This is a genomic window from Isoptericola sp. NPDC019571 (assembly GCF_044389385.1).
GTDB classification, from domain to species: domain Bacteria; phylum Actinomycetota; class Actinomycetes; order Actinomycetales; family Cellulomonadaceae; genus Isoptericola; species Isoptericola nanjingensis.
In genome coordinates, this window is sequence record NZ_JBIRXZ010000002.1 from 27,355 (window position 1) to 53,402 (window position 26,048).

Here is a 26,048-nt window from a genome sequence, read left to right on the forward strand (position 1 = left end):
CCGGTAGCGTGTGTGAATCCGGTCACAGCATGCTGCCGAGGTGAAAATATGCCGCCGAGGCGCGGAAGTCCAGGGCAAAGGTCGGCCGGGCGGTCGATGACGGAGGATGCCATGCGGCTGAGCGTCAACATCTTCACCTCGCTCGACGGTGTGGTGCAGGGCCCCGGAGGGCCCGAGGAGGACACCCGCGGCGGCTTCACCGAAGGCGGCTGGTTCGTGCCGTTCACCACGGACCCGGTGTTCGGGGAGGTCGTGGACGGGTGGTTCGCGGACGTCGACGCCTTCCTGCTCGGCCGCACCACCTACGACATGTTCTGGGCGTCGTGGGGGCAGGTCACCGACCCGGACGACGCGCTCGCCGCGCGCATCGACGCCGGCCCGCGCTACGTCGTCTCCTCGACCCTGCGCGACCCGGAGTGGGCCGGGACCACCGTGATCGACCCCGCCGACCTGGCCGCCCGGGTGCAGGCGCTCAAGGACGGCCCGGACGGCGAGCTGCAGGTGCACGGCAGCGCGCGCCTCGCGAGCACGCTGCACGACCTGGGGCTCGTGGACGTCTGGCGCCTCGTCGTCGCGCCCGTCGTCGTCGGCTCCGGCGCACGCCTGTTCGACGACGGCGCCGCCCCCTCCGGCTTCGACGTCACGCGGTCGCGGCTCGGCGAGAGCGGGCTGGTGTTCCTGGACCTCGAGCCGCGCGAGCTGCGGCACGGCACCGCCGACGTCGTCGACGGCGCGCAGTCGGTGCGCGTCGACCCGGGATCGACTGGCTAGAAGCCGGCCGGGCTAGGGTCGGCCGGGCGAGGTCGTCAGCGCCAGGTGGGGATCCTCCTCGCGGACGGGCACACCACGCGCGACCTACCCTCGAAGGATGCGGGTGCTGTTCGCGACCACGGGCGGCCAGGGCCACTTCCGGCCGATGGTGCCCCTCGCCCGCGCGGTCGCCGACTCCGGCCACGAGGTGCGCGTCGCCGCGCCCGCCTCCTTCGCGGAGCACGTCGCGACGACCGGTCTGCGACACGAACCGTTCGACGACGCGGACCCCGTTGCGCTGGGAGCCGTCTTCGCCGCGCTGCCGAGCCTGTCCCGGCAGGAGGCGAACGCGCGGGTGATGACGGAGGTCTTCGGCCGCCTCGACCCCGTCGCGGCGCTGCCGGCGGTGACCGGCCTCCTGGCCGCGTGGCGCCCCGACGTCGTGGTCCGCGAGCCCGCGGAGGTGGCCTCCCTCGTCGCCGCGGAGGCGGCAGGGGTCCCGCACGTCCAGGTGGCGATCGGGCTGTGCTCGCTGATCAGGACGTTCGTCGACGAGCTGACCGGTCCGCTGGCCGAGCTCGCGGCCCGGGGGGGGGGCGTCGAGGCCGACCTCGCCGCAGCGGCGGCGGCCGAGCCCGTGTTCACCAGCGTGCCGCCATCGTTCGACGACGATCGCGAGGGTGACGGCGTCGCGCCCGTGCGCTACCGGATCCCGGCGCCGCGCACGCAGGCCCCGCCGTTGCCTGCGTGGGGAGATCCTGACGCCCCGCTCGTCTACGTCTCCTTCGGCACGGTCGCCGCGGCGCAGGGGGTGTTCGACAGCACCTATTCCGCCGCCGTCGACGCCCTGGCCGGGGTGGAGGCCCGGGCCCTGGTGACGGTCGGCGCTCACGGCGACCCGGAGGCCTGGGCCCCGTGGCCGCCCAACGTGCGCGTCGAGCGCTGGTGGCCGCAGGAGGCGGTGATGCCGCTCGCGGCGGCGATGGTCGGGCACGGCGGTTTCGGCACCACGACGCTCGCGCTCGGGGCGGGCGTCCCGCAGGTGGTCGTCCCGCTGTTCGCGTCGGACCAGTGGATCAACGCCCGCCGGGTCGCCGAGGCGCGGGCGGGGCTCGCCGTCGAGTCGGGCCCGGGGCTCGTCGCCCGGCTCGGGGACGCGGTGCGCGCCGTCCTGCACGAGCCGCGCTACAGGTCCGCGGCACGGGGGATGGCCGAGGAGATGGGTCGGCTCCCGGCGCCGCGCGCCGTCGTCGGAGACCTGCTCGCGCACGCCCGGTGAGCGGCCGACGGGGCCGGCCCTCACGCGTCGTCCAGCGCCAGCGGCCGCACCTGCCCGCCGGCGGCGACGAAGAACCCGCGCAGCCGCACGCCCTGGGCGTCGGCCTGCTCGCGCAGGTCGCGGTTCCAGGCGCGGTCGTCGGCCGTGAGCGTGGCGTCGCCGGGCCGCTCGAGCACGACGACGGCGCTGCCGCCGGGCGCCTCGTCGTCGACGACGCCGCGCAGCACGGTGCCCAGGCCGACGAGTGCGGCGGGGTCGGGCCGGCGGGGCACGTCGTCGATGGGCAGCGCGAGCCCGAGGAGCCGGTCGTCGGCGTCAAGCCAGGTGACGGTGAGCGTTCGCCGTCGTGGGTGGACGCCGCCCGCGAGGAAGTGGGCGAGCTCCAGCAGCTCGGCGTCGTCGGCGACCTCGTCGCCCGGGCGGAACGGGGTGATGGTGTCCATGCGCCGTCACCCTGCCGCACCCGGGCCGCCGTCCGCCGGCGTTATCCACAGGCCGCTGCCCCGCGCTGCTCGGCAGTCAGGGGGTGAGGACCTCCGCGAGCTCGGCCCTGCCCAGGAAGTCCGCCCAGCCGGCCGGCGTCGTCCCGAAGCGTCCGTCGACGGCGCTGGGATCGGCGCCGTGGTCGAGCAGCAGCCGGGCGTCGTCCGGGGTGCCGGTGGTCGCCGCGTAGTGCAGGGCCGTGGAGCCGTCGTCGGCCGCGACGGTGACCGGGAAGCCGCGCGCCGCGAGCGACCGCACCGCGTCCCAGCGGCCGAGCCCCGCCAGCTCGACGACCAGCGTCGGGTGCCGGTCGGCCAGGTCGCCCAGGCCGCCGTCGAGCCGGAGCATCCGCTCGAGATCGGCCGGGCTGCCCCCGAGCGCCGTCGCGACGACGGGGTCGCGGCGCTCGCGCTGCGCGCGGTAGAGGTCGCGCAGCAGGCAGATCTCGGCGCCGTGCGCCATCGCCTCGCGGTTGAGGTGCACGACGAGCGCCGCGAGCGAGTCGCTCGCGTAGGGACCGCCGCGTGGCCCGAGCGGCTCGGCGAGCGCGTCGTCGTCGAGCCGCGAGAGGTGGTCGCGCCACAGCTCGTAGCCCTCGCGCAGCAGGTCGAGCCCGCCGGCGGCCGTGAGGGGCAGGGGCTCCGGCCAGTGCCGCGCGTCGAACATGTCGGCGTCGGTGGGGGCGGTCGTCGGCCCGAAGAGCGCGCGGCCGCGCTTGCCCCAGACGTCGCGGCCCAGGTGCGCGGCGCGCCACGCGATCGTCGTCACCGGCGGCACGGGCGGTTCCACCGGCGTCAGCTCGATCCGGACCGTGCCGTCGTCGTCGCGCCGCAGGCTCCACGCCCCGTCGACCGGCTCCCAGAGGTACTCGTCGTCGGTCAGCCCCTGCAGCCGCGGCCACAGGTGGGCGTCCCAGTAGAACTCGACCTGGCCGAGCAGGAGCGTGCGCAGGGTCGTCGTCATCCTCCGATCCTGCCCTGGAGGCGGTCGCCGAGCATGCAGCTGCGCACGTTCTCACGACTGAGAACGTGCGCAGCTGCATGCTCCGCGCTCAGCCGGCGAGGTAGCGGGCGTACGCGCCTGTCGTGAGGAACGGCGGGAACTCCTCGCCCAGCGCCACCTCGCGGAACAGGGCCGCGGCGTCCTCGAAGCGGTCGCGGGCGGACCGCGGGAGGCCGCGCAGGACGTCGCGCAGCACAGCCTCGCAGCGCACGCGGGTGATGGGCAGGCCGTCGTCCGTCGTCGTGCCGGACGCGACCCACTGCCACACCTGCGACCGGGAGATCTCGGCGGTGGCCGCGTCCTCCATGAGGTGGTCGATCGCCGCCGCGCCGGTGCCGCGCAGCCACGACTCGATGTAGCGCAGCCCCACGGACACGTTCGTCCGGAGCCCGGCCGCCGTGACGGTGGCGCCCCCGCGCCGCGCCGACGCGACGTCGAGCAGCTCCGCCTGGCCCACCACGACGTCGTCGCGCAGGCGGGCGACCTGGTTCTCGCGCTCGCCGAGCACCTCGTCGAACGCGCCGCGTGCCACCTCGACCAGGTCGGGGTGGGCCACCCAGGTGCCGTCGAAGCCGTCGTGGGCCTCGCGCGTCTTGTCGGCCCACACCTGCTCGACGGCGCGCTCGGTCACCTCGGGGGAGCGGCGGTCGGGGATAAAGGCGCTCATGCCGCCGATGGCGTGCGCCCCGCGCTTGTGGCACGTGGCGACGAGCAGCTCGGTGTACGCCCGCATGAACGGCGCGGTCATCGTGACCTGCGCGCGGTCCGGCAGCACGTACGACGACCCCCGCTTCCGGAAGCACTTGATCACGCTGAACAGGTAGTCCCAGCGGCCGGCGTTGAGGCCGGCGCAGTGGTCGCGCAGCTCGTAGAGGATCTCCTCCATCTCGAAGGCGGCGGGCAGCGTCTCGATGAGGACCGTCGCGCGGATCGTGCCCCGCGGGATGCCGAGCGCGTCCTGGGCCGCCTCGAACACCTCGTTCCACAGCCGCGCCTCGCGGTACCCCTCGAGCTTCGGCAGGTAGAAGTACGGTCCGCGCCCGCGGGAGACCAGCTCGTGGGCGTTGTGGAACAGGTACAGGCCGAAGTCGACCAGCGACCCCGACGCCGGCTGCGTCGACCCGTCGGGGCCGGTGTACGCCAGGTGCGACTCGAACAGGTGCCACCCGCGGGGCCGGAACACGATGGTCGGAAGCTCGGTGAGGTCCGTCGACCGGAGCGCGTACTCCTTGCCCGCCGGGTTGGTGAACCTCAGCGTGCCGCGGATCGCGTCGTGCAGGGCGAGCTGCCCCTCCATGACGTTGCGCCACGTCGGGGACTGCGCGTCCTCGGCGTCGGCCAGCCAGCACCGGGCGCCCGAGTTGAGCGCGTTGATCGTCATCTTCGGGTCCGTCGGGCCCGTGATCTCCACGCGGCGGTCGCTCAGCCCCGGAGCCCCGGCCGCGCCCGCCACCCGCCAGGACGGGTCGTCGCGCACGGGCCGGGTGGCGGGGTGGAAGTCCGGGTCCTCGCCGTCGGCAACGCTCCGCATCCGCCGCTGCCGCTCCAGCAGCAGCGCGGTGCGGTCGTCGGCGAACCGGTCGTGCAGCATCGCCAGGAACGCCAGCGCCTCCGGGGTGAGGATCTCCTCGTCGCGCGCCTCCAGCGGGGCGGTGACGGTGAGGTGCCCCTCCGCGAGCGACGTCCCGCCCCAGACGAACGGGTCGGGCGCCGTGTCGGCGAGAGGCGTCGCCGTGGTCGGGCTGGTGGTGGGGGGAGCGAGCGTGGTCATGACGTGCCTCCGGGCGGGTCGTCGGCGAGATAGAGAGGGGGATCCGCCGAGATAGAGAGCCTGGATCGCCGAGATAGAGAGGGGCGGGCGACGAGATAGATCGAACTCTCTATCTCGGCGATGCGCCCTCTCTATCTCGCCGGGCTCTCTGTCTCGCGGTCAGAACTGTGCGGCCTCGGTGGAGCCCGCGAGCGCGAGGGTGGCGGCGTCGGGGTTGAGCGCCGTCGACACGCGGTCGAAGTAGCCGGTGCCGACCTCGCGCTGGTGCCTGGTCGCGGTGTAACCGCGCTCCTCGGCGGCGAACTCGGCCTCCTGCAGCCGCACGTAGGCGGACATCTGCTCGCGGGCGTAGCCGTGGGCGAGGTCGAACATCGAGTAGTTGAGGGCGTGGAAGCCGGCCAGGGTGATGAACTGGAAGCGGAAGCCCATGGCGCCCAGCTCGCGCTGGAACCTCGCGATCGTGTCGTCGTCCAGGTGCTTCTTCCAGTTGAACGACGGCGAGCAGTTGTACGCCAGCATCTGGTCCGGGAAGTCGGCCTTGACGGCCTCCGCGAACGTCCGCGCGAGCTCGAGGTCCGGGGTGCCGGTCTCCATCCAGATGAGGTCGGCGTACGGGGCGTAGGCCTTGGCCCGCGCGATGCACGGCTCGACGCCGTTGCGCACCTCGTAGAAGCCCTCGCCCGTGCGACCGCCGGTGAGGAACGGACGGTCGCGCTCGTCGACGTCGGACGTGATCAGCGTGGCTGCCTCGGCGTCGGTGCGGGCGATGACGACGCTCGGCACGTCGGAGACGTCGGCCGCGAGGCGTGCCGCGTTGAGGGTGCGCACGTGCTGCTGGGTGGGGATGAGCACCTTGCCGCCCAGGTGGCCGCACTTCTTCTCGCTCGCGAGCTGGTCCTCCCAGTGCACGCCCGCGGCGCCCGACGCGATCATCGACCGCATCAGCTCGTACGCGTTGAGCGGGCCGCCGAAGCCGGCCTCGGCGTCCGCGACGATCGGGGCGAGCCAGTCGCGCGTCGGGGCGCCGTTCTCGGAGACGTCGATCTGGTCGGCGCGCAGCAGCGCGTTGTTGATGCGGCGCACGACGGCGGGCACGGAGTTCGCCGGGTAGAGGGACTGGTCGGGGTAGGTCTGGCCCGCGAGGTTCGCGTCGCCGGCCACCTGCCAGCCCGAGAGGTAGATGGCCTGGAGACCGGCCTTCACCTGCTGCACGGCCTGGTTGCCGGTCAGCGCGCCGAGCGCGTTGATGAAGTCCTCCTCGTGCAGCTGGCGCCACAGCCGCTCGGCGCCGCGGCGGGCCAGGGTGAACTCCTCGCCGACCGACCCGCGCAGCGCGACGACGTCCTCCGCGGTGTAGTCACGGCTGATGCCGTCCCAGCGCGGGTCGGCGGCCCACTGCTCGGCGAGCTGTGCGGCCGTCTGGGCCTGGTCGCCGGCGCGGGTGGTGCTGCGGGAGTCGAGGATGGCGGTCATGTCGAGCCTCTTTCGTGTGTCTCGGTCGTCGGTGGCGGTGCCGATGACCACGACCCTCGCGCGCCCCGCCACCTCGCGGCCAGGAAATCTGAGGAGAAATTCCGGCGTTCTTCTCCTGGACGGAAGGTGTGGCACGTGTCACCCTCGAGCATGGCCATCTCGACCGATTCCGCGCCCGGTACCCGGGACGACGCCACGCTGCCGCGCGGCATCCCCATCAGCCAGGAGGCGGACGCCCTCACGATCGGCCGCCGCATCCGGCACCTGCGCACCCGCCGCGGCATGACCCTGGAGCAGCTCGGAGAGGCCATCGGACGTGCGCCGTCGCAGGTCTCCATGCTCGAGAACGGCAAGCGCGAACCCACGATCGCGCGCCTGCAGGCCGTGGCCCGCGCCCTCGGCGCCACGGTCGAGGACCTGCTCTCGGCCGAGCCGCCGTCGCACCGCGACGCCCTGGAGATCGAGCTGGAGCGCGTGCAAAGGGGCTCGCTCTTCTCCGCGCTGGGCGTGCGCCCTGTGAAGGTGGGCAAGTCCCTCCCGTCGGACGCGCTCGAGGCGATCGTCGGGCTGCAGCGCGAGCTGGAGCGGCTGCACTCCGAGCGCGCGCTGACCCCCGAGGAGGCGCGCCGGGCCAACACCGAGCTGCGCGCGGACATGCGCGCGCAGGACAACTACTTCCCCGACCTGGAGATCGTCGCGCGCGGGCTGCTCGACGACGTCGGGCACGGGCGGGGACCGCTGCCGCAGCGCGCGGTGGGGGAGCTCGCCGCCCACCTCGGCTTCTCGATCCACTACGAGCCGGACCTGCCGCAGTCCACGCGCGCCGTCATCGACCAGCTCCACCGCCGGGTCTACCTGCCGAGCAACGGGATCCGCGGCCGGTCCGAGGCGCGCTCGGCGGTGCTCCAGGCCCTCGCGTCGCACGTGCTCGAGCACGCCGAGCCGCGCGACTACCGCGAGTTCCTGCGTCAGCGCGTCGAGGCCAACTACCTGTGCGCGGCGCTGCTGGTGCCCGAGCGGGAGGCGGTCAAGCAGCTGCGCGAGGCGAAGGAGCGGCGGTCGATCTCGCTGGAGGACCTGCGCGACGCGTTCGCCGTGTCCTACGAGACGGTCGCCCACCGCTTCACGAACCTCGCGACCCGGCACCTCGGCGTCCCGGTGCACTTCATGAAGGTGCACGAGTCGGGGGCGATCCACAAGGCGTACGAGAACGACGGCGTCCGCTTCCCGGCCGACCCGCTGGGCACCGTCGAGGGCCAGCACGTGTGCCGGCACTGGACGGCGCGCGTGGTGTTCTCCGTCGCCGACCGGCTCAGCCCGTACTACCAGTACACCGACACCCCGACCGGCACGTACTGGTGCACCTCGCGGGTGCAGGACACGCCCGACGGGCGGTTCTCCGTGAGCGTCGGCGTGCCGTACGCGCAGGTCAAGTGGTTCCTGGGCCGCGAGACGACGGCGCGCAGCACGTCGCGCTGCCCCGACGAGAGCTGCTGCCGGCGGCCGGCCGAGCCCCTCGCCCGCCGCTGGGGCGGGCACGCGTTCCCGAGCGCCCGCCCGCACGCGTCGATGCTGGCGGCGATGCCGTCCGGGGCGTTCCCCGGTGTCGACACGACCGAGGTCTACGAGTTCCTGGAGCGACACGCGCCGACAGGGTGACCGGGCCCGACAGGGTGACCGGGGCCGGCGGAGCGGCCGGACCCTCGGGGAGGAGGGGCTCAGTCGTGCCAGGCGCCGACCCACGCGTCCCAGCTCGGGCCGTCCCCGAGGCCGGCGTCGTCGCCCGCCCGGGAGCGCAGCCCGGCCAGGACGAGCCGGAGGTAGCGCAGGTGCAGGGCGTCCGCCTCGGCGCGGGGGAAGGGGAGCGCGGGGCGCAGGTGCAGCAGGAGCTGCATGACGTCCGCGGTCGTGAACCCGGCCGGGAGCAGGCCCGCGGCGCGGTCGTAGGCGACCAGCCGTTCGAGGCCGACGCGCAGGTCGCGGGTCGCCGCGGCGAGGTCGGCGGGGAGCGGCCCGCCGGCACCCGGCGGCCGCAGGATGGGGCCGGTCGCGCCGGTGATCTGCCGTGCGAGGAACGTGCCGACGGCGCCGTCGGCCTCGGCCACCGCGTCGGTCCCGCACTGGTCCGCCACCTCGGTCGCCAGCCGCGCCGCCTCGCGCACGGCCTGCACGTGGAGCGCCTCGACCAGGGCCTCCTTGGTGGGGTAGCGGCGGTAGACGGAGCCGACGCCGACGCCGGCGTGCCGAGCGACGTCGGCCATGGAGGCGCCGTGCCCCTGCGCCGCGAAGACCTCGCGCGCCGCGGCGAGCACGGCGGTGTCGTTGGCGCGGGCCTCCCGCTGCCGGCCGGGCATCGGCCGGTCTGCGGGCTCGTCGGCGCGCTCGTCGGACCGGTCGGTGGGGGAGGGCATGGGCACACGGTAGCCCGTGGCGCGATGCTAGGGTGAATCGGAACGAGCATTCCGTTCCGTTTCAATCGGCGCCGCGCGACGAGGCGCAGCCACCCCCACCACAGAGAGCGAGCACGACCGTGCCTCCGTCCAGCCCGGCGCCCGACGCCGCCCCCGGCCAGCCCGTCGACACCACCGTCGTGCGGCACCCCGGCCGTGTGACCTTCGCGCTGAGCGCCGCCGTGCTGGCCTTCTCGCTGATGCAGACGCTCGTCGTCCCGGCCCTGCCGACCCTGGGCCGCGAGCTGGGCGCGACGGCGCAGGGGACCGGCTGGATCCTCACGGCGTTCCTGCTCGCCGGGGCGGTCCTCGCGCCCGTCGTCGGCAACCTCGGGGACCGCTTCGGTCACCGGCGGGTACTGCTCGGCACCATCGTCGTGTTCGCCGCGGCGACCCTCGTGGCCGCGGCCGCCCCGAGCCTCGGCGTGCTGCTCGCCGCGCGCGTGGTGCAGGGCGTGAGCACCGCGACCTTCCCGCTCGCCCTGGCGCTGACGCGCTCCCTGCTGTCGGGACCACGGCTGGCGGCCGCGTTCGGCTGGATCCCCGGCATGATCGGCCTCGGGGCGGGCGCGGCGCTCGTGGTGGGCGGCGTGGTCGTCGACGCCCTCGGCTGGCGCTGGCTCTTCGTCCTCGGCGCCGTCCTGATCCTCGCCTCGGGTGCGCTGGTCGCCGCGTGGGTGCCGCGCGGCGGCGCGCCCGCCGTGCAGCGCCGGACCGACTGGCCCGGCATCGGGCTGCTCGCGGGCGGCCTGGTGGGCGTGCTGCTCGCCGTCTCGCAGGGCGGCACGTGGGGCTGGGGCTCGGCGCGGACCATCGTCGTCGGCCTGGTCGGCGTGGCGCTGCTCGCCGTGCTGGTGCTCGTCGAGCGGCGCACGGACGCGCCCGTGGTCGACGTGCGCACCTTCCGGCACGGGCCGATCGTGCTGGTCAGCCTCCTCACCGTGGCCGTGGGCTTCGTGCCGTACGTCTGCTACGTCGCGCTGCCGCTGCTCATGCAGGCCCCGTCGGGCACGGGCTACGGGCACGGCATGAGCGTGACCGTCTCGGGCCTGGCCATGCTCCCCAGCGCCGTGCTCGTCTTCCTCGGCGGTCGCGCGACGCCGGCGCTGGTGCGGCGGGTCGGCCCGGGCGGCACCGGGGCGGTCGCCGCGGCGGTGATGGCCGTCGGCGCGGTCGGCCTGGCGCTCTGGCCCGCGACGCCGTGGGCGGTCGTCGTGGCGTTCTCCGTGCTCGGCCTCGGCAACGGCATCGGGTACGCGATCTGCGCCCAGCTCGTCGTCACCTGGTCGCCGCCTACCGAGACGGGCGCGGCGACCGGCCTCAACAGCGTCGTGCGCACCGTCGGGTCCGCGGCGGCAGCCCCGGTGGTCACGGCCCTCCTGGCGGCCGGCACGACCGACCCGGCGGGCGCCTATTCCGCCGCGTTCTGGGTCGCGGCGGCGGCGAGCGTCGTCGGCGTGCTGGTCGCCCTCGCCCTCGCGGTCCGTTCCCGCCGGGCCGCCTGAGGTCGTCCGGCGGGCCGGCGGTCACGCGACGGCCGCGTCGGCGTCCCGGCGGTCGAGGGCGAGCGTGACGGGCGCGCCGGTCGCCGCCACGACGTCGTCGACGGCGACGCCCGGCGCCAGCTCGCGGAGCACGAAGCCGTCGGGCGTGACGTCGAGCACCGCGAGGTCGGTGATGACGCGGTGCACCACGCCTCGCCCCGTGAGGGGGAGCGTGCACTCCGGCAGGAGCTTGGGGGACCCGTCCTTGGCGGAGTGCTCCATGAGCACGATCACGCGCCGCGCGCCGTGCACCAGGTCCATCGCGCCGCCCGGCCCCTTGACCGTCTTGCCGGGGATCATCCAGTTGGCGAGGTCGCCGGCGGCGCTGACCTGCATGCCGCCGAGGACGGCCGCGTCGATCTTGCCCCCGCGGATCATGCCGAAGCTGGTCGCCGAGTCGAACACGGAGGCGCCGGGCAGCAGCGTGACCGTCTCCTTGCCGGCGTTGATCAGGTCAGGGTCCACGTCGGCGTCGGAGGGATAGGGGCCGACGCCGAGCAGGCCGTTCTCGGACTGGAGCACGAGGTGACGGCCGGCGGGCACGTGGTTCGGCACGAGCGTCGGCAGCCCGATGCCCAGGTTCACGTACCAGCCGTCGGCCAGCTCCGCCGCCGCGCGCGCGGCCATCTCGTCGCGGGTGAGCGGCACGGCTCAGCCCTCCTTCGTCGTCGCGGTCGGCATGGCGGTCGCCGGTGTCGTGGTGCGCTTCTCGATCCGCTTCTCGCCCCCGGGCACGTGCACCACGCGGTGCACGAAGACGCCGGGCAGGTGCACGTCGTCCGGGTCGATCTCGCCGGGCTCGACGAGCTCCTCCACCTGGGCGACGCACACGCGGCCCGCCATGGCGGCCAGCGGCGAGAAGTTCCGGGCGGAGCGGTGGAAGACGAGGTTGCCGTGCCGGTCGCCCCGCGCGGCGTGCACCAGGGCGTAGTCGGTCGTGATCGCCTCCTCGAGCACGAAGTCGGCGCTCGTGCCGTCCGCAGCCGTGAAGGCGCGGACCTCCTTGCGCGGCGAGGCGACGGCGACGCCGCCGGCGCCGTCGTACCGCCGCGGCAGGCCGCCGTCGGCCACCTGTGTGCCGACGCCGGTCCGCGTCCAGAACGCCGCGATCCCGGAACCGCCCGCGCGCAGCTGCTCGGCGAGCGTGCCCTGCGGCGTGAGGACCAGCTCGAGCTCGCCCGCCAGGAACTGCCGCTCGAACTCCCTGTTCTCGCCCACGTACGAGCTGGTCATCCGGCGGATGCGCCCGGCGCCCAGCAGCAGGCCCAGGCCCCAGTCGTCGACGCCGCAGTTGTTGCTCACCACGGACAGGCCCGTGGTGCCGCGGGCGAGGAGCGCCTCGATCAGCGCGACCGGGTTGCCGGACAGCCCGAAGCCGCCGACGGCGAGCGAGGCGCCGTCGGGGACGTCCGCGACGGCGTCGGCTGCCGTCGCGACGGTCTTGTCGAGACCGGTCATCGTGCGCTCCATCCGCCGTCGATCGTCCACGAGGCGCCGGTGACCATCGAGGCGTCCGGCCCGGTGAGCCACCCGACCAGCGACGCGACCTCCTCCGGCTCCACCAGGCGTTTCACGGCCGGCTCGGCGAGCATCACCTGCGCCAGCACGTCCGCCTCGGAGATGCCGTGCACGGCGGCCTGGTCGGCGACCTGCTTCTCGACGAGCGGTGTGCGCACGTAGCCCGGGTTCACGCAGACGCTGGTGACCCCGTGCGGCCCGCCCTCGAGCGCCACCGTCTTGGACAGGCCCTCGAGCCCGTGCTTCGCGGACACGTAAGCCGACTTGAACGGCGACGCGACGAGCCCGTGCACGGACGAGACGTTGACGACCCGCCCCCAGCCGCGGGCGTACATGTGGGGCAGCGCCGCCCGCACCAGCAGGAACGGCGCCTCGAGCATGAGGCGGTGGACGAGCCGGAAGTCGTCGGGCGCGAAGTCCTCGACCGGGCTGACCCGCTGGACGCCGGCGTTGTTCACGAGCACGTCGACGTCGAGCCGCAGGTCGTCGAGGGCGCGGGTGTCGGCGAGGTCGACGACCCACGCCTCGCCGCCGAGCTCGTCGGCGAGACGCTTCGCGCCGTCGGGCTCCACGTCCGCGACGACCACGTGGGCGCCGCGCGCGGCCAGCTCGCGCGCGCAGGCCGCGCCGATGCCGGACGCGCCGCCGGTGACCAGGGCCCGGCGCCCGGCGAGCGCGGGCCCGCCGGGCGCCGGGCGAGCGGTACCGCCCGTCATGCGACCGCCCCGGCGGCGGCGCGGTCGCGGGCGTCGAGGTCGCGCAGGGAGATGCCACGGGTCTCGCGCATGCTCAGCACGGCCACGGTCGTGATCGCGCCGGCCACCAGCAGGTACACGGCGGTGGGCCACCACGAGCCGGTGGTCTTGAGCCAGGTCGTGGCGAGGATCGGGGCCAGGGAGCCCGCCACGATCGACGTCACCTGGTACGAGATGGACACCCCCGAGTACCGCATCCGGGTCGGGAACATCTCGGCCATGATGGCCGGCTGCCCGGCGTACATGAGGGCGTGGAACAGCAGGCCCACCATGATGACCACCAGCGCCACGACCGTGCTCCTCGTGCCGAACGCGGGGAACGCCCACAGGCCCCAGGTGCCGCCGAGGACCGCCCCCGCGAGGTACACCGGCTTGCGCCCGAGTCGGTCGGCCAGGCGCCCGACCCAGAGGATCACGACGAAGTGGAACGCGTGCGCGATCGCGATGACGCCGAGGATCGACGCCGTGTCCATGCCCAGCCCGGTGCCGAGGTAGACGATCGAGAAGCTCACCACCAGGTAGTACATGATGTTCTCCGCGAACCGCAGGCCCATGCCGGTGAGCACGCCGCGGGGGTACCGCCGGACGACGTCGCGGACGCCGTAGCCCGACGTCTTGCCCTCCTCGAGCTCGGCCTTCGCCTCCTCGAAGATCGGCGCGTCCGTGATGGTCGTGCGGATCCAGTAGCCGACGAGCACGACGACGGCCGACAGCCAGAAGGCGACGCGCCAGCCCCACGAGAGGAACGCGGCGTCGGACAGCGTGGTGGACATGACCCACAGCACGGCGGTGGCGAGCAGGTTGCCCACCGGGACGGCGGCCTGCGGCCATGCGGCCCACCGGGCACGGCTGCTGTCGGGCGCGTGCTCCGCCACGAGCAGGACGGCGCCGCCCCACTCGCCGCCCAGCGCGATGCCCTGCACGAAGCGCAGCAGCACGAGGAGCGCCGGCGCGGCGAGACCGATCGCGTCGTAGCTCGGCAGGCAGCCCATGAGCACGGTCGCGGCGCCGATCATCATGATCGTCACCTGCAGGGTGTGCTTGCGGCCCAGCTTGTCGCCGAGGTGGCCGAAGATCACGCCGCCCAGCGGGCGGGCGAGGAAGCCGATCGCGTACGTGACGAAGGCGGCGATGATGCCGTCGTACTCGTTGCCCATGGCGGGCATCAGCACCTTGTCGAAGACGAGCGCCGCGGCGGTCGCGTAGAGGAAGAAGTCGTACCACTCGACGACCGTGCCGGCCATCGAGGCGGACACGATCCTGGTGAGCAGCGAACGGTCGCTGCCGTCGCCCGTGCCGTGCGTCGCGCCGTCCGGCGCCGTGTTCTGGCCCGCGGCCATGGTTCCTCCGTGTCGTCGTTGACACCGTGGCGGTCGCCACCTGACGCCGAGGATGCTGCCGGGCGCAGACGTGTGCGCGCAACGACCAACCGAGCACGCGTGGTGTGCACGGATGCAGATCGGGCGCGGCGGGCAGTAGGGTGCCGGCGTGCCGACGACGCCGCCCTCGCCCGACCAGCTCCTCGTGCTGCTCGAGGTCGCCCGCACCGGCCGGTACACGACCGCGGCCGAGGTGCTCGGCGTCAACCACACGACCGTCGCGCGCAACGTGGCCGCGCTCGAGCGCGCGCTCGGCGGCCGGGTCCTGGTGCGCGGCGCCGACGGCTGGGAGCTCACCGGGCTGGGGGAGCGCGCGGCCCGTGCCGCCGAGGCCGTCGCGGCAGCGGTCGCCGGCCTGGCCGCCCCGGACGGCGAGCCCGACCCGGTCACGGGCGTCGTGCGGATGACGGCGACCGACGGGTTCAGCGCGTACGTCGCGTCGCCGGCCGTGGCCGCGCTGCGCCGCCGCCACCCGGACCTGTCCGTCGAGCTGGTCACCGTCACCCGGCACGCCACGCAGCACCGCTCTGGCGTCGACGTGGAGGTCGTGGTCGGCGAGCCCCAGGTGGGCCGGGCCAAGGCGGCGCGGCTCGGCGACTACGAGCTCGGCATGTACGCCTCGCGGGACTACCTCGCCCGCCGCGGCGTCCCGGCGTCGGCCGCTGACCTGGCGGACCACGGGCTGGTCTACTTCGTGAACTCGATGCTCCAGGTGGATGCCCTCGACGCCCCGCGGCGCCTGGTGCCGGGGATGCGCGACGCGCTCACGTCCACCAACGTCTTCGTGCACGTCGAGGCCACCCGGGCGGGCGCGGGCGTGGGGTTCCTGCCGTGCTTCATGGCCGACCGGCACGCCGACCTGGTGCGGCTGCTCCCGGGCGAGGTGCGCGACCGGCTGCCCTACTGGGCCGTCGTGCACCCGGAGTCCTGGCGCCGGCCCGCCGTCGCCGCGCTGCTGGGGGCGCTGCGCGACCAGGTGGAGCGCAGCCGCGACCTGCTGCGCGGCAGCCCGGCGCGCGACGCCTGACCCCGGCCCGACCGGGGCGGCTCAGGGTTCCCCCAGGGTCGAACCGGGGGCACACCCCATGGTGGCGGGCGGCCCCGACGCCGGAGGGTGGGAGGCATGATCGACGCGATCGCCTCGCTCTGGGGGCAGCTGGAGAGCACGCTGTTCGCGCTCGTGTCCTCCGCCTGGGCGTTCCCCGCCCTGTTCGGGGCGACCGCGGCAGACGGCTTCTTCCCGCCCGTGCCCGGCGAGACCGTGATCATCATGATGGCGGTGGGCGCCGAGACCGGGCAGGCGGTGAACCTCGCGCTCGTGATCCTCGTCGCGGCCCTCGGCGCCTGGTGCGGCGACCAGATCGCCTACGCCCTCGGCCGCGCGCTCGGCACGTCCCGGGTCCCCTTCCTGCGCGGCCCGCGCGGTCAGCGTGCCGTGGCCTGGGCAGCGCGCTCCTTCGAGCGGCGCGGCGCGTCCGTCGTCCTCGGGGCGCGGTTCGTGCCCGTGGGACGGATGGCGGTCAACGTCACCGCCGGCGCGGTCGGGTTCTCGCGGCGCCGCTTCATGGGGCTGTCGGCCGTCGCGTCCCTCGCGTGGGCGACGTGGTCCGTGCTCCTCGGGGTGGTGGCCGCCCAGCCGCTGGGCGACCACCCGCTGCTCGCCGTCGCCGTCGGGATCGTCGTGGGCACGGTGCTCGGGTTCGTCGTCGACCGGGCCCTCACGGCCTGGGCCGCCCGCGGACGCCGCGCCGCTCCGGCGGCGCGGACGGCACCGCGGGCGGTCGCCGTGGCGCAGCGGGAGACGGCGCTCGCGGCGGCCAGCGCCCCGCGGATCCCCGCCCGCGGGGCGGCCGCCCTCAGTGCTCCTTGCGGTCCTTCTCGTCCCCGATGAAGTCGGTGACGGCGTCGTCGATGTCGTCACGGTTCATGTCGGAGGTGCGTGCCTGACGGGCGTCCCACCGAAGCATGAGCGCCCCGAGGATTGCGGCGATGACGGAGGCGATGAGGATCGCCGACTTCGCGCCGAGGGTGTGCTCGGACTCGTGGCCGAAGGAGAGCTCCGAGATCAGCAGGGAGACGGTGAACCCGATCCCGGCGAGCAGCGCGACCGGCAGGAGGTCGCGCACGCCGATGCCCTGTGCGAGCCGCAGCGGGGTCACGCGGGTGACGAGCCAGGTGGTGCCGAGCACGCCCAGAAGCTTGCCGACGACCAGCCCGCAGACGATGGCGAGGACCACGGGCTGGCCCAGGATCTCGGCGACGCCGCCACCGTCGCGCAGGTCCACGCCTGCGGCGAAGAACGCGAAGATCGGCAGCGCCAGCCCCTGCGACCAGGGCTTGACCGCGTGCTCGTAGCGCTGCGTGCGGCTGATCTCCTCGCCGTGCGTGGGGCGCGCCGCCACGGTGAAGCCCATGAGCACGCCGGCGACCGTGGCGTGCACCCCGGACGCGTGCATGAAGGCCCAGCCGACGACGAACAGGGGGATCAGCAGCCACCAGCGAGGCTTGCGGGAGCGCACGTACCAGCCGAAGACGGCGATCACGACCAGCGCCGCCGCGAGGTACCCGAACTGCAGGTCGTCCGTGTAGAAGACGGCGATGACGATGATCGCCAGCAGGTCGTCGACGACCGCCAGCGTGAGCAGGAACGTACGGATCGCGACGGGCAGGCCCTTGCCGAAGACGGCGAGCACGGCGAGCGCGAAGGCGATGTCGGTGGCGGTGGGGATCGCCCAGCCCTCCAGCGCCCCGGAGTCGCCCAGCGTGACGACCAGCACCGAGTAGATGATCGCGGGGACCGCCATGCCGCCGACGGCGGCGATCATCGGCACCCCCGCCTCCTTGGGACTGCGGAGGCTGCCCGCGACGAACTCGTGCTTGAGCTCGAGGCCTACCACGAAGAAGAAGATCGCCAGCAGACCGTCTGCAGCCCACGCGGCGACGGTGAGGTCGAGGTGGATGTGCAGCGGACCCAGGTACGCGAACCCGAGGACCGTCTCCGACAGGTCGAGGTACCACTGGCGCCAGCCGGAGTTCGCGAGCACCAGCGCGACGAGCGCGGCGCCGATGAGGAGCGCGCCGCCGGTCGTCTCGCGCGAGACGAAGCGGCTCAGGCGGGCGGGGAAGGACGGCGCGGTGACGTCGGTGCTCATGGGCTCCCTGTCGGGTAGGGGTCGTCGTGGGTCACCGGCGTCCCAGCCGGTGCCACCGACCAGACTTCCCGGCTCACCGCGGGCCAGCCTAACGTCCGTCGGGCCGTCCGCGTGCCGGTGCCCGTCATGAGGCGTCGTGGGCCATCGTCACCAGCCTGGAGAAGGTGTTCCAGTTCCGCGCGGTGGTCCAGGTGCCCGCGGCCCTGTCGACCAGCCCGGGGGTGAGCTTCGACCGGCCGATGCCCGCCACGTAGTCCACGTAGAGCACGCCGTCGACGACGGCGAAGCGTTCGGGCCGCCCCTCGGCGAGCCGCGCGAGGGCATCGGCGTCCACGGGCTCGGGGGAGACGTGCACCTGCACGTGGGACGGGTGGTCGGCCACGGCGTCGGGGAACGGGTCGGCGGCGAGGACGGCGGCCGCGCGCTCCGCCGTCAGCGCGACGACGCGCAGGTCGCCGTCGAGGCGGTCGGCCAGCGCGGCCGCGACGCGCCCGGCGACGTCGCCGTCGTCCGCCGCCCCGACGGCCACGAGGTTGCCGCTGTTGGCGTAGGTCCGGGCGTCGGCCAGGCCCGCCGCGGCGGCGGCCTCGCGCAGGTCGGCGGAGGTCACGCGACGGGAACCGCCGACGTTCACGCCGCGCAGCAGCACGACCCAGGCCGTCGCGTCGTCGCCGGCAGGCGTGGGGGGCGTCGAGGGCTTCGGGGTCACGGCACCATGGTGCTCGCCCTTCCTGCCCGCGTCGCGGCGGGGTCCGGCGCGTGAACGGCGGGTGACAACTTCCCGACCCGCCGACGTGGGGGTGGTGGCGCGAATCACAGCGTCGTAGTTTGGCGGCAGGGACGGTGTCCAGCCGTCCTCGGGGAGGCCAGCCGATGGGGTTCACGCTCCGTGCGGGAGGGCCGGCTCCGGCCCGGCGCCGCACGGCGCCCCCGGGGCGGCCGCCCGTCCACCTGGAGGGAGCTCGCCGTGGCCCGAACTGCACCCGTCCCTGAGCGCGACACCGTCGACGACCCGGACGGCACCACCCCCCGCACGTTCGTCGTCGACACGTCCGTGCTGTTGTCCGACCCGCGGGCGATCCACCGCTTCGCCGAGCACGACGTCGTCCTGCCGGTCGTCGTCATCACGGAGCTGGAGGCCAAGCGGCACCACGCCGAGCTCGGCTACTTCGCGCGCAGCGCGCTGCGGATGCTCGACGAGCTGCGCCTCAAGCACGGCCGTCTCGATGCGCCCATCCCGGTGGGCGAGGCGGGCGGCACGCTGCGGGTGGAGCTCAACCACACCGATCCGCAGGTGCTGCCCGCCGGGTTCCGGCTCGGCGACAACGACACCCGGATCCTCTCGGTCGCGGCGAACCTCGCGGCCGAGGGCTGCGACGTCACCGTGGTCTCCAAGGACCTGCCGATGCGGGTCAAGGCGTCGGCCGTGGGCCTGCGCGCGGAGGAGTACCGCCACGAGCTCGCCGTCGACTCGGGCTGGACGGGGATGCGCGAGATCGACGTCGCCGACGTGCAGGTGGGCACCCTGTACGAGGGCGGCGAGGTGGAGCTGGCCGCCCTGGACCCGGTGGTGGTCGAGGCCGCCTCGCCGCTGCTGTGCCACACCGGGCTGGTGATCCACTCGCCAGGCGGGTCGGCCCTCGGGCGGGTCACGGCCGACAAGACGGTCCGGCTCGTGCGCGGCGACCAGGACGTCTTCGGCGTGCACGGCCGTTCCGCGGAGCAGCGCATCGCCATCGACCTGCTGCTGGACCCGGAGGTCGGGATCCTGTCGCTCGGCGGGCGCGCCGGTACCGGCAAGTCGGCGCTGGCGCTGTGCGCCGGCCTGGAGGCGGTGCTCGAGCGCCGGCAGCACCGCAAGGTGATCGTGTTCCGCCCGTTGTACGCGGTGGGCGGGCAGGAGCTCGGCTACCTGCCCGGATCCGAGTCCGAGAAGATGAATCCCTGGGCGCAGGCGGTCTACGACACGCTCGGCGCGCTCGTCTCGCCCGACGTCGTCGACGAGGTGATCGACCGCGAGATGCTCGAGGTGCTGCCGCTGACCCACATCCGCGGGCGCTCGCTGCACGACGCGTTCGTCATCGTGGACGAGGCCCAGTCCCTCGAGCGGAACGTGCTCCTCACGGTGCTGTCCCGCATCGGGCAGGACTCGCGCGTGGTCCTCACGCACGACGTCGCGCAGCGCGACAACCTGCGGGTCGGCCGGCACGACGGCGTCGCCGCCGTGATCGAGGCGATGAAGGGGCACCCGCTGTTCGCTCACGTGACCCTCACGCGCTCCGAGCGGTCGCCCGTCGCGGCGCTGGTCACCGAGATGCTGGAGTCGCTGGAGATCTGACCCCGCCGCCGGTCGAGCCTGTCGAGACCCGGGGACGTGGTGTCGACAGGCTCAACCGGCGGTGCGGCGGCGCGGGTGCACCAGGACGACGGCGAGCACCCCCACCACGGCGCCGAGCACGGTGTCGAGGGCGCGCGACGCCGCGATCCCGGCCGGGTCGACCGACCCGCCGAGCGACGTCATCAGCAGCGCCATCGGCGTGATGGTGAGCATCGCCAGGCCGTAGTGGCGGCCGACGACGACCTCCGTGACGACCTGCAGCACCACGACGACGACGCAGGTCGCGGCGAAGGACAGGTGCGCCGCGAGCAGTGGCCAGGCGAGCAGGGCGCCGAGCACCGTGCCGCCCCCGCGCTGCAGCGCGCGGACCACGGCGTGGTGCGTGCTCGCTCCCTGCAGGGTGGCCGTGGCGCCGAGCTGCGCCCACGCGGGGTGGCTCAGCCCGGCGGCGAGCGTGCCCGCGCCGGCGACGACGCTCGCCAGCACCACGCGGACCCCGGCGAGGCGCCAGCCGGGGACGCGCCAGCCGGCGCGGACGTCGTCGCGCAGGCGGCGACGCGGCGGCAGGGCCTCGGCGGGCGCCCCGCCCGAGCCGTGGCCGGGGGCCCCGGGCTCGAGTGCAGCATCGACAGCGGCGAGCTCGGCGGCGAGCACCCGCGCGGTGTCCCGGGTGCGCCGGCGGGACAGGTCGTCCGCCAGCACCTCGCGGGCCCGGGCGACGGAGGCCGACGCGGCCCGCGCGGCGCCGGGGGCGTCGGGTCCGGCGTCGAGCGACGTCCGCACCGCGTCCGCGGCCCGGCGGACGGCCAGGCGGGCCGGCGCGCTCGGGCGCACGAGCCAGCCGCTCATCCCGACGAGCCAGGCGACGGCGGCGCCGAGCGTGAAGACGACGCCACGCTCGGCGACGTCGGCCCACGCCAGGGGGCCGACCATGCCGCCCGCCGCGGCGAAGACGACGATGCTCGCCCCGGGCGGCCCGGTGCGGACCAGGGTGCACAGGGCGGTGGCCACGCCGGCCACCAGGGCCACGACCGCGAGGACGACGAGGGTCGGCGCGCCGGCGGCGGTGAGGGAGGCCGTGAGCAGGAAGGCCACGACGAACACGGCGGAGACGCCGGCCAGCAGGGACGCGCGCCGCCGGTACGGCTCGTACCGGCCGTACAGGATGACGAGCGCACCCAGGGAGGCGAAGGCCGCCAGGTCGGTGCGGCCGACGGCGGCGCTCAGCGCGAGGACGACGGCGGCCGCGGTGCCGACGCGCAGGGCGGCCGCGAGCGTCGCGTCGGCGGGGTTGATGCGCAGCGCCGCGCGCAGGTGGGCAGGGTCGAGGACGTCGCGGGCGCTCGTCAGGACCGGGGAGGAGGTGGGAGGCATTGTCGACGATGATAGTTCACAGGTAAATCATCATGGAAGTAGTTGCGCTGTGACCTCTATCCTGTCGCCGTGGACTACATCGAGCGCGTGCGCGCGCAGTGGGCCGAGCGGCTCCCCGCCGTCGACACGTCCCCGGCCGACGTGGGCGCGCGGGTGCGCCGGATCGCCGCCCTGCTGGAGGCCGAGGTGTCCGACGACCTCGCCGCCCGCGACGTCACGCGGGCCGAGCTCGACGTCCTCACCGCGCTGCGCCGGTCCGGGCGCCCGCTGCGCGCCGGCGAGATCACCACGATGACGGGCTCGCCCGGGGCGTCGATCACCAAGCGCCTGGACCGGCTGGAGCGCGCCGGCCTGGTGGGACGTGCCGTGCACGAGCGCGACAAGCGCGGCGTGCTCGTGGCGCTGACCGCGGAGGGGGAGGCGCTCGTCGACGAGCTGTTCCCCCGGCAGATCGAGCACGAGCGCGCGGCCCTGGCGGACCTGTCCGGGGCGGAGCGGGCCGAGCTCGGCCGGCTGCTCGCCGTCGTCCTGCGTCGCCTGGACCCGAAGGACTACTGATCGCGGGGAGGCGCCGCACGTCTCAGGTGGAACCCCCCAGCCCCGCGCCCCGAGGGGCGCCTCCCCGCGTACGCCGACAGTAGCAGGTGAGGTTAGCCTTACCAACCCCGAGCTCGGGATGCGGTCGTTCCCCGGGAGACGCCGACGGCGGCGCTCCCCGAGGGGAGCGCCGCCGTCGCGGGGCAGGGACGTCAGGCCTGCGGGGGCTTCGTCATCTTGAGGACGTCGAGGGCCGAGTCGAGCTGGGCCTCGGTGACCTCGCCGCGCTCCACGAAGCCGAGGTCGATCACGGCCTCGCGGACCGTCATGCCCTGCTTCACCGAGTGCTTCGCGACCTTGGCCGCGGCCTCGTAGCCGATCACGCGGTTGAGCGGCGTGACGATCGACGGCGACGACTCGGCGAACGCGCGGGCGCGGTCCACGTTGGCGGTGATGCCCGAGACCGTCTTGTCGGCCAGGACGCGCGACGCGTTGCCGAGCAGGCGGATCGACTCCAGCACGCCCTGCGCGATGACGGGGATCTGCACGTTGAGCTCGAACGAGCCGCTGGCGCCGGCCCACGCGACGGTGGCGTCGTTGCCGATCACCCGGGCGGCCACCATGAGCACGGCCTCCGGGATCACCGGGTTGACCTTGCCCGGCATGATCGAGGAGCCCGGCTGCAGGTCGGGGATCGCGATCTCGCCCAGGCCGGTGTTGGGGCCCGAGCCCATCCAGCGCAGGTCGTTGCAGATCTTCGTGATCGACACGGCGATGGTGCGCAGCGCGCCCGAGAGCTCCACGAGGCCGTCGCGCGCCGACTGCGCCTCGAAGTGGTCCCGCGCCTCGGTCAGCGGCAGGCCCGTGTCCTCGCGCAGCAGCTCGATGACGCGCTGCGGGAAGCCGGCCGGGGTGTTGATGCCGGTGCCGACCGCGGTGCCGCCCAGCGGGACCTCGGCCGTGCGGGGCAGCGCCGCCTCGACGCGCTCGACGCCGTAGCGGATCGCCGCGGCGTAGCCGCCGAACTCCTGGCCCAGCGTCACCGGGGTGGCGTCCATGAGGTGCGTGCGGCCGGACTTCACGACGCCCCCGAACTCGTCGGCCTTCGCGCCCAGGGCGTCGGCCAGGTGCTTCAGACCCGGGATCAGGTCGTGGATCGCGCCGGCGGCGGCGGCCACGTGCACCGACGTCGGGAAGACGTCGTTGGACGACTGCGAGGCGTTGACGTGGTCGTTCGGGTGCACGTCCTTGCCCAGCGAGCGCGTGGCGAGCGTGGCCAGCACCTCGTTGGTGTTCATGTTCGACGACGTGCCAGAGCCGGTCTGGAAGACGTCGATCGGGAAGTGCGCGTCGTGCGCGCCCGAGGCGACCTCGTCGGCCGCGGCGACGATCGCGTCGGCGATGTCCTGGTCGAGCACGCCCAGCTCGGCGTTGGCGCGCGCGGCGGCCTTCTTGATGCGCGCCAGGGCCTCGATGTGCCCGCGCTCGAGCGTGGTGCCGGAGATGGGGAAGTTCTCCACGGCCCGCTGCGTCTGCGCGCGGTAGAGCGCGTGCGCCGGGACGCGCACCTCGCCCATCGTGTCGTGCTCGATGCGGTACTCGGTCTCGCCCGCGCCGGACGCGCCGGGGACGACGGTGTCGGAAGTCATGCCTCTATCGTGCCGCACCCGCGCGGGCGGTCCGTCGTGAGCCGGGTCACTCCGCACGGGTGCCGCTGTCGGTGCGGTGGTGGAGGATCGCGGGGTGACGTTCACCCACGTGGTGCTCTACCGCGCGATGAACCTCGGGCACCGGGGCAGCCCGGTGCGCGACGTCCTCGAGCGCGCCCTGCTCGACGGCGGCGGCGCCGCGGTGCGGTCGTTCCAGACCAACGGCACGGTGCTGCTCGACGTCGGCCCGGGCGGCGGCGCGGCGGAGGCCGTCGTCCGGGCCGCGGCGCCGCTGCTCGCCGAGCGGTGCGGGTACTCCGGCGCGGCGCTGGTGCGCCCTCTCGACGACGTCACCGCGGCGATCGACGGCGACCCGTTCGCGCTCACCCGCGACGAGCGGACGTACCGCGACACCCTGACGTTCGTGGACGGCGGGCACCCGCTGCCGCTGGACCTGCCGTGGACCGACGAGCGCGACCTGCTCGACCTCGTCGCCGCGCGGCCGGGCGTCGTCCTCGGCGTGGTGCGGGGCGGGCCGGGCACCTGGGCCGACCCGAACTCGCTCGTCGAGCGGCTCACCGGGGGCGTCGCGACGACGCGCACCCTCGGCACCGTGCGGCGGCTGCTTGCGGCCGCCGCACGGGCCTGAGCGGGCGGGACCCGGGTCGTCGCCCTCAGGCGGCGGCCGGCTCCTCGCCGATCTCGCCGTCGACCGCCACGAGGTGCGCGCTGCCGTCGTCCAGGTCGTAGACGACGCCGACGACGGCCAGGCGGCCCTCGTCGATGGCCGCGGCGATCGCTGCCGAGTAGCCGCGCAGCAGCGCGACGGTGTGCTTGACGTGCTCCGTGCGCAGCACGGCCGGGTCGATCGGCCCGGTGACGCCCTGGCGGCTCGTGAGCTCCGCGACCGAGGGGATGACCTTGTCGACGACGGCGCGCACGAAGCCCGGGGGCTGCTCGCCGGTCGCGAGGGTGTGCGCGGTCGCCGCGACGGCGCCGCACGAGTCGTGCCCCAGCACCACCACGAGGGGCGTGTGCAGCACCTCCGTGCCGTACTCGATGGAGCCGAGCACGGTCGTGTCGACCACGTGCCCCGCGGTCCGCACGACGAAGACGTCGCCCAGGCCCTGGTCGAAGACGATCTCCGCCGCCACCCGCGAGTCGGAGCACCCGAAGATCACGGTGTGCGGGTGCTGGACCGAACGCAGCTCGCGCCGGCGGACGGCGTCCTGGTCGGGGTGGTCCGGCTCGTCGCGGACGAAGCGGCCGTTGCCGGCCCGCAGCCGGGCCCAGGCTTCGGTGGGGGTCAGGGTCATGAGTGCTCCTCTGTTCCGTGCTCGCCGACCCGCACGCGGTCCGGCCCGATGAGATCGCGGGGCCACGGCGGGTTCGCGCCGGCCCGGGAGACGGTGACGGCGGCCACGGCGACCGCGCGCACGAGCATCCGGGCCGTCGCCGCGCGGTCGATGGCGCGCAGCGCGTCGCGGCGATCCGCGCCCAGCAGGTCCGCGCCCCACAACCAGTCCAGGAGGGCGCCCATGAACGAGTCGCCGGCACCGACGGTGTCCACGACGTCGACCCGCGGCGCGGCGACGGCGACCTCGCCGGCCGCCGTCATCGCCGTCGCTCCCTCGCCGCCGAACGTCACCACGACGACCGCCGGGCCGGTGGCCTGCCAGCCGCGCGCGACGTCGAGCGGCGCCCGGTCGGGGTAGAGCCACGCCAGGTCCTCGTCGCTGACCTTCACCACGTCGGAGAGCGCGACGATCTCCTCGACCCGCGGCCGGACGACGTCGGCGTCGCCCATGATCGCGGGCCTCGCGTTGGGGTCATAGGTCACGGTCGACGTCGCCCGGGCGACCTCCACCAGCCCCCGCACGTCGGCGTCCCCGGGCGGGAGCATGGCGGCGATGGAGCCGGTGTGCACCGCGAGCGTCTCGGGGATGGCGCCCGCGCCCGCGGGCACCTGCCACTCGAGGTCGAACTCGTAGGTCGCGGCGCCGGTGTCGTCGAGGGTCGCCTGCGCGACGCTCGTGCGCGCCGCGCCGTCGCTGCCCGGGGCCAGGGCCACGCGGGACTCCGCGAGCCACGACCGGACGACGTCGCCGCGCGCGTCGCGGCCGAGCCAGGTCGCGAGCCGCACGTCGCGGCCGAGACGGCCGAGCGTGAGCGCGACGTTCGCCAGGCTGCCGCCGGGGTGCTCCTCGCTGCTCCCGTCGGGGCGGTGCACCGCGTCCACCAGCGCCTCGCCCACCGCGAGGACGTGCGCGCTCACGCGTCGTCCTCCTCGGCGTCGTCGTCGCCGTCGGCGCCGGACGAGATCGCGGACGAGGCGGCCTGCGCCGCCGCGAGCCGCTGCCGCGCGCCGTCGAGCCACTGCTGGCAGCGGGCGGCGAGGGCCTCGCCGCGCTCCCAGAGGGCGAGCGACGCCTCGAGGGGCTCGCTGCCGGCCTCGAGCCGGGCCACCACCTGGACGAGCTCGTCGCGGGCTTCCTCGTAGGTCAGGTCGGAGACGTCGGCGGGCAGGTCCGGGGCACCGGGGTTCGCATCGGTCACGGGGGACAGTCAACAACACCGGGCCGACAGGCCGTCGA

Annotated in this window: 25 protein-coding genes; 9 read left to right on the forward strand and 16 right to left on the reverse strand. The window is 74.7% G+C overall.

Translation table 11 applies throughout. The features are described from left to right. The first annotated feature begins 111 nt into the window (after window positions 1-111). Both ACH443_RS03350 and ACH443_RS03355 read left to right on the forward strand, forming a co-directional pair. Window positions 112-771, forward strand: coding sequence for a dihydrofolate reductase family protein (locus tag ACH443_RS03350; protein WP_429762591.1), 660 nt, complete (start codon window positions 112-114; stop codon window positions 769-771). Window positions 772-868: 97 nt separating this feature from the next. Then, window positions 869-2,029 (forward strand): glycosyltransferase, encoded by a 1,161-nt coding sequence (locus tag ACH443_RS03355; protein WP_430589474.1) that lies wholly within the window; start codon window positions 869-871, stop codon window positions 2,027-2,029. Window positions 2,030-2,049: 20 nt separating this feature from the next. On the opposite strand, the gene ACH443_RS03360 is transcribed toward ACH443_RS03355, so the two are convergent. The 4 genes from ACH443_RS03360 to aceA form a co-directional block, all read right to left on the reverse strand. After that, a complete protein-coding gene (locus ACH443_RS03360) occupies window positions 2,050-2,472 on the reverse strand; it encodes a hypothetical protein (protein WP_429762589.1) in 423 nt (140 codons plus the stop codon). A gap of 76 nt (window positions 2,473-2,548) precedes the next feature. After that, window positions 2,549-3,475 carry a DinB family protein gene (locus ACH443_RS03365; protein WP_430589475.1) on the reverse strand — a complete coding sequence of 309 codons (927 nt, stop codon included), beginning with the start codon at window positions 3,473-3,475 and terminating at the stop codon, window positions 2,549-2,551. 88 nt (window positions 3,476-3,563) lie between these two features. Continuing rightward, window positions 3,564-5,285 carry a malate synthase A gene (gene aceB, locus ACH443_RS03370; protein WP_430589476.1) on the reverse strand — a complete coding sequence of 574 codons (1,722 nt, stop codon included), beginning with the start codon at window positions 5,283-5,285 and terminating at the stop codon, window positions 3,564-3,566. 159 nt (window positions 5,286-5,444) lie between these two features. Further along, window positions 5,445-6,758: an isocitrate lyase gene (aceA, locus tag ACH443_RS03375; protein ID WP_430589477.1), complete on the reverse strand. Its 1,314-nt coding sequence runs from the start codon at window positions 6,756-6,758 to the stop codon at window positions 5,445-5,447. A 150-nt stretch (window positions 6,759-6,908) separates the two neighbouring features. Here aceA and ACH443_RS03380 point away from each other — a divergent pair, with 150 nt between their 5' ends. Continuing rightward, window positions 6,909-8,417: a helix-turn-helix domain-containing protein gene (locus tag ACH443_RS03380; protein ID WP_430589478.1), complete on the forward strand. Its 1,509-nt coding sequence runs from the start codon at window positions 6,909-6,911 to the stop codon at window positions 8,415-8,417. A gap of 59 nt (window positions 8,418-8,476) precedes the next feature. Here the strand turns inward: ACH443_RS03380 and ACH443_RS03385 are convergent, their stop codons facing one another. Continuing rightward, window positions 8,477-9,169, reverse strand: a complete 693-nt coding sequence (locus ACH443_RS03385; RefSeq protein ID WP_430589479.1) for a helix-turn-helix domain-containing protein — start codon at window positions 9,167-9,169, stop codon at window positions 8,477-8,479. Between the two features lie 119 nt (window positions 9,170-9,288). Here ACH443_RS03385 and ACH443_RS03390 point away from each other — a divergent pair, with 119 nt between their 5' ends. Further along, entirely contained in the window at window positions 9,289-10,713 is a 1,425-nt protein-coding gene (locus ACH443_RS03390; RefSeq protein ID WP_430589480.1) for an MFS transporter, read from the forward strand. A 21-nt stretch (window positions 10,714-10,734) separates the two neighbouring features. On the opposite strand, the gene ACH443_RS03395 is transcribed toward ACH443_RS03390, so the two are convergent. The 4 genes from ACH443_RS03395 to ACH443_RS03410 are packed head-to-tail and all read right to left on the reverse strand — an operon-like array spanning window position 10,735 to window position 14,365. Beyond that, window positions 10,735-11,400 carry a 3-oxoacid CoA-transferase subunit B gene (locus tag ACH443_RS03395; protein ID WP_430557068.1) on the reverse strand — a complete coding sequence of 222 codons (666 nt, stop codon included), beginning with the start codon at window positions 11,398-11,400 and terminating at the stop codon, window positions 10,735-10,737. A gap of 3 nt (window positions 11,401-11,403) precedes the next feature. Continuing rightward, a complete protein-coding gene (locus tag ACH443_RS03400) occupies window positions 11,404-12,210 on the reverse strand; it encodes a CoA transferase subunit A (RefSeq protein ID WP_430589481.1) in 807 nt (268 codons plus the stop codon). Then, window positions 12,207-12,986 carry a 3-hydroxybutyrate dehydrogenase gene (locus ACH443_RS03405; protein WP_429762579.1) on the reverse strand — a complete coding sequence of 260 codons (780 nt, stop codon included), beginning with the start codon at window positions 12,984-12,986 and terminating at the stop codon, window positions 12,207-12,209. The genes ACH443_RS03400 and ACH443_RS03405 overlap by 4 nt, the downstream gene beginning before the upstream one ends. Beyond that, window positions 12,983-14,365: an MFS transporter gene (locus ACH443_RS03410; protein WP_430589482.1), complete on the reverse strand. Its 1,383-nt coding sequence runs from the start codon at window positions 14,363-14,365 to the stop codon at window positions 12,983-12,985. Before ACH443_RS03410 ends, ACH443_RS03405 begins: the two co-directional genes overlap by 4 nt. A 148-nt stretch (window positions 14,366-14,513) precedes the next feature. On the opposite strand from ACH443_RS03410, the gene ACH443_RS03415 reads away from it, so the two are divergent. After that, complete coding sequence (locus tag ACH443_RS03415; RefSeq protein ID WP_430589483.1) at window positions 14,514-15,431, forward strand: LysR family transcriptional regulator; 918 nt, start codon at window positions 14,514-14,516, stop codon at window positions 15,429-15,431. Window positions 15,432-15,527: 96 nt separating this feature from the next. Beyond that, entirely contained in the window at window positions 15,528-16,295 is a 768-nt protein-coding gene (locus tag ACH443_RS03420) for a DedA family protein (protein ID WP_430589484.1), read from the forward strand. Here ACH443_RS03420 and nhaA read toward each other — a convergent pair. Both nhaA and ACH443_RS03430 read right to left on the reverse strand, forming a co-directional pair. Next, window positions 16,261-17,556 (reverse strand): Na+/H+ antiporter NhaA, encoded by a 1,296-nt coding sequence (gene nhaA / locus ACH443_RS03425; protein ID WP_429762575.1) that lies wholly within the window; start codon window positions 17,554-17,556, stop codon window positions 16,261-16,263. The two genes, ACH443_RS03420 and nhaA, sit on opposite strands and share 35 nt — an antisense overlap. A gap of 124 nt (window positions 17,557-17,680) precedes the next feature. After that, window positions 17,681-18,265 (reverse strand): DUF1697 domain-containing protein, encoded by a 585-nt coding sequence (locus ACH443_RS03430; RefSeq protein ID WP_430589485.1) that lies wholly within the window; start codon window positions 18,263-18,265, stop codon window positions 17,681-17,683. A 345-nt stretch (window positions 18,266-18,610) separates the two neighbouring features. On the opposite strand from ACH443_RS03430, the gene ACH443_RS03435 reads away from it, so the two are divergent. Next, a complete protein-coding gene (locus tag ACH443_RS03435; RefSeq protein ID WP_430589718.1) occupies window positions 18,611-19,894 on the forward strand; it encodes a PhoH family protein in 1,284 nt (427 codons plus the stop codon). A gap of 51 nt (window positions 19,895-19,945) precedes the next feature. Here the strand turns inward: ACH443_RS03435 and ACH443_RS03440 are convergent, their stop codons facing one another. Further along, entirely contained in the window at window positions 19,946-21,268 is a 1,323-nt protein-coding gene (locus ACH443_RS03440; RefSeq protein WP_430589486.1) for an FUSC family protein, read from the reverse strand. Between the two features lie 69 nt (window positions 21,269-21,337). On the opposite strand from ACH443_RS03440, the gene ACH443_RS03445 reads away from it, so the two are divergent. Continuing rightward, window positions 21,338-21,826 (forward strand): MarR family winged helix-turn-helix transcriptional regulator, encoded by a 489-nt coding sequence (locus ACH443_RS03445; RefSeq protein WP_430589487.1) that lies wholly within the window; start codon window positions 21,338-21,340, stop codon window positions 21,824-21,826. A 191-nt stretch (window positions 21,827-22,017) separates the two neighbouring features. On the opposite strand, the gene ACH443_RS03450 is transcribed toward ACH443_RS03445, so the two are convergent. Beyond that, window positions 22,018-23,454, reverse strand: a complete 1,437-nt coding sequence (locus ACH443_RS03450) for a class II fumarate hydratase (protein ID WP_430589488.1) — start codon at window positions 23,452-23,454, stop codon at window positions 22,018-22,020. 94 nt (window positions 23,455-23,548) lie between these two features. Here ACH443_RS03450 and ACH443_RS03455 point away from each other — a divergent pair, with 94 nt between their 5' ends. Beyond that, on the forward strand, window positions 23,549-24,103 hold the full coding sequence (locus ACH443_RS03455; protein ID WP_430557075.1) for a DUF1697 domain-containing protein: 555 nt from the start codon (window positions 23,549-23,551) through the stop codon (window positions 24,101-24,103). Window positions 24,104-24,128: 25 nt separating this feature from the next. On the opposite strand, the gene ACH443_RS03460 is transcribed toward ACH443_RS03455, so the two are convergent. From ACH443_RS03460 to ACH443_RS03470, 3 genes are read right to left on the reverse strand one after another with little or no spacing between them, the layout of a single operon-like run. Next, window positions 24,129-24,770, reverse strand: coding sequence for a carbonic anhydrase (locus tag ACH443_RS03460; RefSeq protein WP_429762569.1), 642 nt, complete (start codon window positions 24,768-24,770; stop codon window positions 24,129-24,131). Beyond that, complete coding sequence (locus ACH443_RS03465) at window positions 24,767-25,729, reverse strand: carbohydrate kinase family protein (protein ID WP_429762568.1); 963 nt, start codon at window positions 25,727-25,729, stop codon at window positions 24,767-24,769. Before ACH443_RS03465 ends, ACH443_RS03460 begins: the two co-directional genes overlap by 4 nt. Then, a complete protein-coding gene (locus tag ACH443_RS03470) occupies window positions 25,726-26,010 on the reverse strand; it encodes an exodeoxyribonuclease VII small subunit (protein ID WP_429762567.1) in 285 nt (94 codons plus the stop codon). Before ACH443_RS03470 ends, ACH443_RS03465 begins: the two co-directional genes overlap by 4 nt. Between the last annotated feature and the right edge of the window lie 38 nt (window positions 26,011-26,048).